The sequence below is a fragment of the Actinophytocola sp. genome, from assembly GCF_035712165.1.
GTDB lineage: Bacteria > Actinomycetota > Actinomycetes > Mycobacteriales > Pseudonocardiaceae > DASYTH01.
Window position 1 is genome coordinate 1 of the sequence record NZ_DASTBH010000211.1, and the last position, 9,354, is coordinate 9,354.

9 protein-coding genes and 1 pseudogene are annotated in these 9,354 nt (G+C 68.1%); 5 read left to right on the forward strand and 5 right to left on the reverse strand.

Annotated features, from left to right (window positions below; translation table 11 throughout):
• The 5 genes from VFO68_RS11930 to VFO68_RS11950 form a co-directional block, all read right to left on the reverse strand.
• The coding region (locus tag VFO68_RS11930) for an ABC transporter substrate-binding protein (RefSeq protein WP_325158299.1) at window positions 1-504 on the reverse strand (504 nt) is incomplete at its 3' end.
• 77 nt (window positions 505-581) lie between these two features.
• Window positions 582-1,601 (reverse strand): LacI family DNA-binding transcriptional regulator, encoded by a 1,020-nt coding sequence (locus VFO68_RS11935; RefSeq protein ID WP_325158300.1) that lies wholly within the window; start codon window positions 1,599-1,601, stop codon window positions 582-584.
• A gap of 120 nt (window positions 1,602-1,721) precedes the next feature.
• Entirely contained in the window at window positions 1,722-3,296 is a 1,575-nt protein-coding gene (locus VFO68_RS11940; RefSeq protein WP_325158301.1) for a glycoside hydrolase family 6 protein, read from the reverse strand.
• A gap of 199 nt (window positions 3,297-3,495) precedes the next feature.
• Entirely contained in the window at window positions 3,496-4,923 is a 1,428-nt protein-coding gene (locus VFO68_RS11945; protein ID WP_325158302.1) for a glycoside hydrolase family 30 protein, read from the reverse strand.
• A gap of 6 nt (window positions 4,924-4,929) precedes the next feature.
• A complete protein-coding gene (locus tag VFO68_RS11950; protein WP_325158303.1) occupies window positions 4,930-6,027 on the reverse strand; it encodes an endo-1,4-beta-xylanase in 1,098 nt (365 codons plus the stop codon).
• A 217-nt stretch (window positions 6,028-6,244) separates the two neighbouring features.
• Here VFO68_RS11950 and VFO68_RS11955 point away from each other — a divergent pair, with 217 nt between their 5' ends.
• The 5 genes and pseudogenes from VFO68_RS11955 to VFO68_RS11975 all read left to right on the forward strand — a co-directional run.
• Window positions 6,245-7,279: a LacI family DNA-binding transcriptional regulator gene (locus VFO68_RS11955; RefSeq protein ID WP_325158304.1), complete on the forward strand. Its 1,035-nt coding sequence runs from the start codon at window positions 6,245-6,247 to the stop codon at window positions 7,277-7,279.
• Between the two features lie 121 nt (window positions 7,280-7,400).
• On the forward strand, window positions 7,401-7,637 hold the full coding sequence (locus VFO68_RS11960; RefSeq protein ID WP_325158305.1) for a hypothetical protein: 237 nt from the start codon (window positions 7,401-7,403) through the stop codon (window positions 7,635-7,637).
• Between the two features lie 5 nt (window positions 7,638-7,642).
• Window positions 7,643-8,176, forward strand: coding sequence for a DUF6879 family protein (locus VFO68_RS11965; RefSeq protein WP_325158307.1), 534 nt, complete (start codon window positions 7,643-7,645; stop codon window positions 8,174-8,176).
• Complete coding sequence (locus VFO68_RS11970) at window positions 8,106-9,026, forward strand: helix-turn-helix transcriptional regulator (RefSeq protein WP_325158306.1); 921 nt, start codon at window positions 8,106-8,108, stop codon at window positions 9,024-9,026. Before VFO68_RS11965 ends, VFO68_RS11970 begins: the two co-directional genes overlap by 71 nt.
• An 88-nt stretch (window positions 9,027-9,114) precedes the next feature.
• A pseudogene (locus VFO68_RS11975) lies at window positions 9,115-9,354 on the forward strand (hypothetical protein); the annotation flags it as partial.

Below are 9,354 nucleotides of genomic sequence, written 5' to 3' on the forward strand. Positions count from 1 at the left end.
GTCCTTGTTGTAGAAGACCAGCACGTACTCGGCGTAGTTCGGCACCCCGTACCACTTGTCGCCGCCCATGACGCCGCGCTCGTCGTACTTGCTGGTGGTCTGCAGGCCCGGGCTGAGCAGCTTGTCCCAGCCGCGCTTGGCCACCTCCTCGCTCATGTCGGTGAGCAGCCCCTGCTTGGACAGCAGGCCGGCGGTGGCGTTGCCCTTGTTGTACTCCATCAGATCCGGCGCGTCATTGGAGTTGAGCACCATCTGCGCAGTCTTCTGGATCTGCTCGAAGCCCTTCTCCTCGAACTTGACGGTCACGTTCGGATGGCTGTTCTGGAACTCCTTGATGGCGGCGGCCCAGGCGGTGCCCATGGCACTGTTCGGACCCTCGTAGTGCCATAACGTGAAATCGCGCGGCCCGCTGTTGTTCGCCGGTTCCTCGCCGCCGCAGGCGGCCAGCGTCATCGTCGCCGCCGTGAGGGCCACCAGCAGTCGCGCGCCCTTTGCCCTGAACATCGTTGTTCCTCCTAGCGGTCACTGTCGAAGCGCTTCACCAGTCATGACGTGGGAATACTTACTCCTTCGTGATCTTTTTACGGTTTCGGCGGAGCCGTGCTGTCGCGCACCGTGAGCCGGGGTCCGATCAACGTGGTCGAGCCGCCGAGCTCGTCCATGACCCCACCCTCGACCATGGCCATCACCGTCCGGACGGCCTCCTCGCCGATCTCCTCGGCCGGGATGGCGACCGAGGTCAACGGGGGGTTCACCCGATGCGCGATCTCGTCCGGGCAGATGGCCACGATCGAGACGTCCTCGGGCACCCGGCGCCCGTTCCTGCCGAGCCAGCGCATCAGCCCGTCGACCGCGTCCTCGTTGTGCACCACCAGTGCGGTGGTGTCGGGATGGTCCTCGAACACCTCGCTGGCCACCAGCGAGGCGTCCAGGTTCGAGCTTCCGCACGGATGCACGGTCGCGGCCACCTTGCGGCGGGAAGCGGCCACCTTGAACCCGGCCGAGAGCCGGGTGGCGTAGCCGGTCTCCCGCTTGTACACCTCCGGCGGCGACCCGATCAGGGCCACCCGCCGGTGGCCGAGGTCGGCGAGATGGTCGAGGCATTTCGCGCCGGCCGCGGTGAAGTCGAGGTCGATGCAGTGGAAGTCGTCCGGGTCGTCCGGCACGCCGATCAGCACCGAGGGCCTGCGCAGCGAACGCAGCACCGGCAGCCGGGGGTCCTGCAGTTCGATGTCCATCACGATCAGCCCGTCGACCAGCGAGGTGTTGGCCACCCGCTCGAGCCCCTTGACCCCCTCGTCCTGGGTCAGCAGCAGCACGTCGTGGTCGAACTGACGGGCCGTGGTGACCACCGAGACGACGAACTGCATGATCACCGGGACGTGGATGCCGGCGTGCAGCGGGATGAACAGGGCGAGCACATTGGACCGGTTGCTGGCCAGCGCCCTGGCGCCGGCGTGCGGTTGGTAGCCGAGCACCCGGATACTCTTGAGCACCCGCTGGCGGGTCTCCTCCGAGATGGCCCGTTTGCCGGACAGGACGTAGGACACGGTGCTGGGCGCCACCCCGGCGTGCCGTGCCACGTCGTCGATCTTGGCCAAGATCGCTCACCAGCTCACTGTCGAACCGCTTCGATTGCGTCGATCGTAGGTGGGCGCCCTTCCCCGGGGCAATGGGCCACGCCGGTGTCTGCGAGCGGACACCGGCGTGGACGGTGGAGATCAGGGAGTGATCGAGCAGGCCGCGCCGTTGAGGGTGAAGGCCGCCGGCGACGGGTTGCTGCCGCTGTGCGTTCCCTGGAATCCGAACGACACGGTGCTGTTCGGCGCGATGGTGCGGTTGTGGTCGACGTTGACCGCGGAGACGGCCTGCTGGTTCTGCGTGACCGTGGCGTTCCACCGGCCGGTGATCACCTGGTTGGCGCCGAGGCTGAACGCCAGGGTCCAGCCGGCGACCGCGGCCGCGCCGGTGTTGGTGATGAACACCTCGGCGGTGAACCCGTTGCTCCAGGTGTTCGGCACGTACCGAACCGCGCAGGACGAGCCGCCTCCGCCGCCCGGCGTGGTGAAGGTGGCCAGGCCGGAGTTTGCGGACAGGTTCCCGGCGGCGTCCCGGGCCCGCACGTACACCTGATACGTGGTGTTCGCGCTGAGACCGGTCAACGCCACCGAGTTCCCGCCCGACACGGCCAGCTGCGGGTCAGACGCACCCTGCTCGCGGAACACCTCGTAACCGATTACGCCCACGTTGTCGGTCGAAGCGGTCCAAGACAGCGTGACGCCGCCGGCCGTGAGGTTCGAGACCACCGGCGTTCCCGGAACCGACGGAGCGGTGGTGTCACCGCCGCCACCGGCCGCGATCGCGAGGTCGTAGGCCCGCTGCGGGACGAACTGGCCGGCGCCGGCGATGCAGCCGTCGGCCTCGCCGGGCAGCTTGATCCACAGGAAGGCGTCGATCATCGAGTCGCCGGTGACGTTCGTGCTCGGGGTGCCGATCGCCCGCCCGGCCGGGTCACACCACTCGCTGCCCAGCGGCCCGTTGCCGTTGCGGCTCGTGTCGATCACCGCGCGCAGCCGGGACACGCCGGTCGCCGCGATGACCGCCTTGGCGTAGTTGACCTCCGCGCTGGTGGCGCGGTAGTTCGACACGTTGGTCGAGATGCCGTCGGCACTGGTGCCCACGCCCGCGGCGACCAGCCGCGCGGCCATCGCGCTGGCCGAGAGCCAGGCCGAATGCCCGGCGTCGAAGTACACCCGGGCCTGCGTGGAGCCGCCCTTGAGCCGCTGCCCCGCGTAGGCCATCGAGGCCCGGACCTCGGCCTGCTGCGCCTCGGTCATGCAGTCGCTCATCAGCGGCAGCACGTCCGGTTCGAGGATGATGGTGACCGGCCGGCCGGCCAGACCGGCGGCGACCTCGTCGATCCACGCGCGGTAGGCGGCGTGGCTGGGCGCTCCGCCGGAACTGGCTCCCCCGCAGTCGCGGTTCGGCATGTTGTACACGATCATGATCGGGATCTTGCCGGCGCCGGCCGCCGCGGCCAGGTAGGCGTCCACCTGAGAACGGACCGCCGAGGTGTTGGTGGTGGTGAACCAGCGACCCTGCGGAACGTTCGCGATCCGGTCGCGGATCACCGGCGTCCGCGAGTCGTTCGGGTTCGCGGCCACCCACCGGGCGGCCTGCGTCTGCGGATCTACATAGAACACCGAGTCGGCTCCCTGGGCGGCTGGGGTGGCGCCGAGCACCATGGCGCCCACCATGCCCGACACCAGTGCGCCCGCCAGCAATCGTCGTATCATCCCGCGTCCTTCTTGGACAACGGGCTGGCGGCATCGCCAACCCGTTGTCCTGCAACAGTTCCGTTTCTGGGAGCGCTCCCAGAAACCTAGCGTAGCGTGCCCGTCGCCCGCAGGGAAGACCTGACCGCCGGGAACGGGGAGCCCAGAGCCGGCGGGGTTGCAGCATTCCGCACGCCGGCCCTGGGCCCGTTCGGTCGAGCTATCGGCTGATCACCACGGTCGTCAGAGACCGTGGCGTTAGCTCGACCACCAGGTTCCGGCCGCGCACGGATGCATTGCCGGTCCTGGACAACGAATGAGCCTCATCGGTCAGGTAGCTGACCGTCCTGGCCCCGGCCAGCCCGCGCACCGCGAACGACGTCCGGGTGGTGGTGCTGCCGGTGTTCAGAATCTCGATCACCTTGGAGCCGTCCGCGTTGCGGAACGCGCTCACCTTGACGCCGGGCTCGGCGGTGCTGGCCGCCACCCGGTTCGCGTCCGGCCGGATGAACCGGCTGTACGCGGCCATCGCCCACAACCGCTTCGCCACGTGGTAGTTGGCGCCGTCGAGTTGGATGAACGCCCGGGTGGCCCCGAGCGAGGCGCCGAACCAGTACACGTAGGCATTGGCGCCCGCCAGCGTCAGCGTGTCGTGGATGTTCTCGGCCACGGTGATCCCGCTCCACCCGCTGCCGTCGTCCCACGACTCGTTCCAGGTGTTGCCGGTGGGCTGCCACTCGGTCATCCACACCGGGCGCCGGGTCGGCAGCGGGCGGTTGGCCGGGTTCTTGTAGATGTGTCCGGTGTGGACGTCGGTCCAGTGCCGCGCCGCCGGGTCGGCCTCGATCGCCCTGGTCAGCTCCTCCTGCTCGGTCCAGCCGGCCGCGTCGCAGCAGACGAGGTTGGTGCGCAGCCCGGAGCGGGCCAGCGTCGGGCCGAGCACCTTGAGGAAGTCGACCACCTGCGGGCCGTCGAAGCGCATCGACGCGTAGCTGGCGGTGAAGTCCGGCTCGTTGGTGAACCCGAGATCGCTGATCCGGATGCCCTCCTGGGCGTAGAACCGGAGGTACCGCACCAGATAGTTGGCGTAGGCCTGCCGCCAGTCACCACTGGCACACGCGGTGCCGGGCAGCCCGCACAGGTTGCCGCCACTGCGGTCGTCTCCGTTGGTCTTCATGTAGCCCGGCGCGCTCCAGGCATCGGCGAAGAACCGCTCGACGCCGTAGGCCTTGGCCTGCTGGGCGAGCCAGACCTGGCCGCCGTCGTAGCCGTCCCAGACATACTGCGGCGGAGCGTTCGGCCCGCCGGGGTCGACCGGCTGGATGGACTTCATCAGGTCGTACGGGTTCTCCGGTGAGGACCCGATGCCCAGCCGCATGATCGACAGGCCCGCCCCGCGTTCCCGGGACAGCAGCAGATCCACCACCGCGCGCTGGTTCTCCGGGGTCAGGCCGAACAACCCGTTGATCGCCGCCGCCCGCTGGAACGCCTGGGCGAACCCGAAACCGTCGATCGACTGCAACCGGTCGCCGAAGTCGATCCGCCCGGCCGCCCCGGGCATGGCCGCCGCGCCGGTGGGCGTGGCCCCCACCAGCGCGGCGGCGCCCAGTGCCGCGATGACCAGCCGGAGGGATCTCCGCCCTGCCATGACGATTTACCGTCCGGCCAACGCGAGCACGGCCTGCAGTTCGCGGTAACCCGGTTTCGCGGCGAAGTTCTCGTCGAGCAGGTTCGCCGCGCCCTCCCCGGTGAAGAACCCGGGCACCCAGGAGTACTTGTCGGTGTAGCCCCATACCGTGAACGAGGTGCACTTGCGCGCCAGCAGGCAGCCCTGCATGAGCACGCTGTAGCCCTGGGCCTGCGCCTGCAGCTTGACGGTGTCGGGCGGCATCAGCATCCGCACGTCCACCTCGGTGATCGACGTCTCCAGCCCGAGGTCCTCGAACCGGCGCAGGTTCGTCATCACCTCGGACGCCGAGTGGAAGCCGAACTGCACGCCGTAGTGGCCCTGCGCGCCGAACCCGTCGACCGGCACGCGCTGCCGCAGGAGTTCCTGGGCCAGCCGGTAGTAGGCGTCGCTCTTGGCGCTCAGCCCCTCGACGTTGTAGTCGTTGAGGTAGAGCTTGACCTTCGGGTCGGCCTGGCGGGCCCACCGGAACGCGTCGGCGATGTAGCCGGGGCCGAGGTTGCGCAGCCAGATCGTGTCGCGCAGGTTGGCGTTGTCGTCGATCACCTCGTTGACGACGTCCCACTGGTAGACCTTGCCCCGGAAGTGCCCCGCCACGTCGAAGATGTGCTTGCGCAGGATCTGGCGCAGCTCGGTCGGGGTGATCGCGCCGCTGTTCACGCCCTCGGTGAGCCAGGCGGGAAGTTGGTTGTGCCACAACAGGGTGTGGCCGCGAACGCCCTGGTGGTTGCGCCTGGCCGCGGCGACCAGTTCGTCGGCCGCGGTGAAGTCCAGGCGGCCCCGTTCCGGCTCGACGACCTCCCACTTCATCACGTTCTCGGCGGTGATGGAGGAGAACTCGGTGGCGATCCGGTCCCGGTAGACCGTGTCGGTGGTGAACGCCGCGTGGTCTACCGCGGTCCCGATCAGTAAGTCCTGACGTTTGGCCAGCTCACGCAGGGGTGAGTCGACCGGAACCTGGTGTCGCTGGGCGCCGGCCTGGTCGGCGCTGCTGGCGGTCAGGTTGGCGGAGAACAGGATCGATGCGGCCAGAAGGGTGACGGCCGCGATGCTGGTCACCTTCATTGAACGGCTCCTCGCCGAGAGACAGGGCGAATCCCGAAAACTTTCAGCAACACTTCCGTTACTCTAACGGAAGATTAGAGGTCTGGGGTTTTGAGCGTCAAGCGGAAGAACGACCAACAAACTGGCAACCAGAAGGGGAAACCCGGGGAGGAGGGGCCTATGCTGGGCGCGCAACCTTTCGGCCCCGAGGCCGAACAGGATGGCGAAGGAGAGGTCGTTGACGATCGACGGGGAACGCAAAATCACGATCACCGCCATCGCGCGGGAGGCCGGCGTCTCGGTCCCCACGGTGTCGCGGGTGGTGAACGGCCGGTCCGACGTGTCGCCGGCGACCCGCGCGCGCATCGAGGAACTGCTGCACGAGCACGGCTACCGCAGGCGGACCTCGCGGCGCCGGGACCGGGCCGGCCTGATCGACCTGGTCTTCAACGACCTGGACAGCCCGTGGGCAGTGGAGATCATTCGCGGGGTGGAGGAGGTCGCGCACGCCGCCGCGGTGGGCACCGTGGTGTCGGCGGTCCACCGGCGGTCCACCTCGACCCGGCAGTGGCTGGAGAACCTGCGGACCAGAGCGTCGGACGGCGTGATCCTGGTGCTGTCCACCCTGCAGCCGACCCACCAGGCCGAACTGCGCCGGCTCAACGTGCCGATCGTCGCGGTCGACCCGGCCGGCGGACCGGCGCTGGAGATGCCCACGGTGGGCGCCACCAACTGGGCCGGCGGGCTGGCCGCGACCGAACACCTGATCTCGCAGGGCCATCGCCGGATCGGCTTCGTCGCCGGCCCGCCGCGCCTGCTGTGCAGCCGCGCCCGGCTGGACGGCCACCGGGCCGCGCTTGAGGCCGCCGGCATCGACTCCGATCCCGAACTCGTCCGCCCCGGCGACTTCTACCACGAGTCCGGCTTCCAGGCCGGCCGATCGCTGCTCGACCTGCCGGACCCGCCGTCCGCGATCTTCGCCGCGAGCGACCAGATGGCGTTCGGCGTCTACGAGGCGGTCCGCCAGCGTGGCCTGCGCATTCCGGACGATCTCAGCGTGATCGGTTTCGACGATCTTCCGGAAGCACGCTGGTCCTCTCCCCCGCTCACCACCATCCGCCAGCCGCTGGCCGAGATGGGCACCCTCGCCGCGCGCACCGTCCTGCGCCTGGCCAAGGGCGAGGAAGTGGAGAGCCCCCGGGTGGAACTCGCCACCCACCTCGTCGTCCGGGACAGCACCGCGACTCCCACACCCCGGCCCAAGCGCCGGTAACCAACCAACTCTCACCGACGGGGCGGCGCCACAGGCGCCGCCCCGTCGGTTTGACGACCGCCGCCGCATGCGCCACCCTAGCCGAGAACGGTTCTGCTGATTTCTCGAAATGAGGTGCTTCATGCGCGCTCGATTCCTCGGCAAGGATCCCGACTCAATAGGGGGCAACTCGCCCACCCTGTACGCGACGGACCGAACGGACCGCGCGACCTACATCGCGCAGGGTTGGAAGGTCACCGACCCGCGGGTGTTGGCGGACATCGGCCCGGTCCCGGACCACGAGACGCTGGTCGAGATCCCTGAAGACGTGCTCAAGTTCTACACTCGCCGTTACCCGGAGCGGGAGGGAAAGAACTGAACCGAATCAATTCGACCGGGCCGGAGTTCCGCCAACTCTTCCACTCGTTCGAGTACACGGCCTTCCGGCTCGAGGTCCGCGACGCCTACAACGTCAGCTATGAGCAGGAATCGCTGCGGAAGTTCCTCGCCGGTGAGCCGGACGATCTGATCATGGCGCGGAGCTGGCTGGACATGGTCCGCGAGGCAACGGCTGCCGGGCGGCGGTTCCGCCGCGTCCGGGTGGTGACGGTGCCCCTCACCGACTACAGCCGGTTCGGCTTGTGGGGTGCGCAGTTCACCAACGGCGCGGGCGAGGACATTCGTTACCTGCCCAGGAACAAGGCCGAGGCGATCGGCCTGCCCAACCACGACTACTGGCTGTTCGACTCGACCAAGCTCCTTCGTATGCACTTTGACGACGACGACGTTCCGCTCGACCACGAGGTCGTCGACGATGCGGCTGAGATCGTGCGACACAACTACTGGCGTGACGCCGCCTGGCATCACGCGATCAAACGGGACGACTTTGCCACAGAACAGGGCCTCGGGCTCGACTAACGTCCACGAGGCCAGGACCGCGCTCGGCAAACGACTCCGCGAGGCTCGCGAGGCCGCCGGACTGAGCGGCCGGCAGCTCGCGGAGTCGTTGTCATGGCCGCCATCCAAGGTGTCCAAGCTGGAGAACGGCCGCCAGGCCCCAACCGACGATGACATCCGCGCCTGGACCGGCGCCACCGGCGCCGAGGACGAAACCGACGCGCTGCTCGCCTCGTTACATACGCTGGAGGTTCAACACGCCGAGTGGCAGCGCATTCTCCGAACGGGACTGAAACCACACCAACGGGACCTCATGGAGTTGGACCAGAAGACCCGGCTCCTGCGTGCCTTCGAGGTGACTGTGGTTCCCGGACTGCTGCAGACCGCCGAGTACGCCCGGTTCCGGTTCGCCGAAGTCGCCCATAGTCTCAATCTGCCGAACGACATCGACGATGCCGTGGCCGCGCGGGTGAGGCGGCAGGAGATCCTGTACCGGCCGGACAAGCGGTTCCACTTCGTGCTGACCGAGGCGGCGGTTCGTTTCCGTCTGTGTCCGACCGAGGTCATGCTCGGACAGCTCGACCGGTTGCTGTCCCTGTCCCAGTTGCCCACCGTACGGCTCGGCATCATCGGCTTCGAGACGCCCTACGCAACCCCACCACAGCACGGCTTCTGGATCCACGACGACGAGCGCGTGTTGGTGGAGACTTACTCGGCAGAACTCGACCTGCGGCAACCACAGGAGATCGAGCTGTACACCAACACCTTCGAGCAGTTGGCCGGAATCGCGAGCTACGGCAGGAGCGCGCGGAAGATCATCAACCGGGTGATCGAGGACATCGCCCCCGAGGAGCCTGGCGATAGCGCCTGATTTCCCGAATTCCGGGTAATCGAGATATTCCGAGAAACCATAAGAAACTTTCCAGCGGCCTGTCAGTGCCGACCTTAGCGTCGGATCTGTGCGGACCACGATCCTCGATGAGCTTCACCTGTTGCTGGACCGGCTCGGCCGGTCGGGATACCTCATCCACCAGTTCGAACATGATGGCCGGAACGGTCCGGCCATGGTCGCCGGAGTGCTGGACTGGGGCGGTTACGCCGATGTCGTGATCCTGCATGACGAGCAGTACGCGGTGGCCTACCGGACGCCGACCGGGCCTGACGCCGACGTGTTCGCCCCGACCGTGGTGTTCTGGTCC

Excerpts from the sequence above, each read along its gene's own strand:
- VFO68_RS11940 (WP_325158301.1), bottom strand. The coding sequence starts at position 3,296 with ATGATACGACGATTGCTGGCGGGCGCACTGGTGTCGGGCATGGTGGGC.
- VFO68_RS11945 (WP_325158302.1), bottom strand. The coding sequence starts at position 4,923 with ATGGCAGGGCGGAGATCCCTCCGGCTGGTCATCGCGGCACTGGGCGCC.
- VFO68_RS11950 (WP_325158303.1), bottom strand. The coding sequence starts at position 6,027 with ATGAAGGTGACCAGCATCGCGGCCGTCACCCTTCTGGCCGCATCGATC.
- VFO68_RS11960 (WP_325158305.1), top strand. The coding sequence starts at position 7,401 with ATGCGCGCTCGATTCCTCGGCAAGGATCCCGACTCAATAGGGGGCAAC.